Annotated in this window: 1 protein-coding gene; it reads left to right on the forward strand. The window is 58.3% G+C overall.

The window, feature by feature from the left end:
• The coding region (locus ACI77D_RS29350) for an immunoglobulin-like domain-containing protein (protein ID WP_407018104.1) at positions 1-520 on the forward strand (520 nt) is incomplete at both ends.

The raw sequence follows: 520 nt of genomic DNA on the forward strand, positions 1-520 counted from the left end.
CGCTACCACCACCGTTGGCGAAGGCGGCAACATTGTTTACACCGCCAGCCTTGTGGATAAAAACGGCGCGGCAGTGACTAACATCACCAACCCGCTGACCGTGACCTTGGATAACGGCCAGACCATCACCATCGGCGTGAACCAGTCCAGCGGCACCGTTTCGGTTGTAGCTCCAAATGATGTGTACAAAGGCGACCAGACCGTCACCACCGCAATCAAGGGTGTGACCGGCGGCGAGCATTTCGAAAACCTGGTGCCGGGTACTACACCGGTTAACACCACCGTGACCGACACACCGGGCACCGCTGATACCACCACCGTCACTTTGACCGCGCCAAGCGCAGTCAACGAAGGCGGCCAGATTACGTACACCGCAACCTTGAGCAACAAGGCCGGCACTGACGTCACTCTGAAGCTCGATAACGGCTCGACCATTACCATCAAGGCAGGCGACACCGTCGGCACTGTGACTGTCCCAGCACCTAGCGATGACGTGTTCATCGACAAGAGCACTCAGACG

The sequence above is a fragment of the Pseudomonas sp. O39 genome (genome assembly GCF_045447295.1).
GTDB classification, from domain to species: domain Bacteria; phylum Pseudomonadota; class Gammaproteobacteria; order Pseudomonadales; family Pseudomonadaceae; genus Aquipseudomonas; species Aquipseudomonas antarctica_A.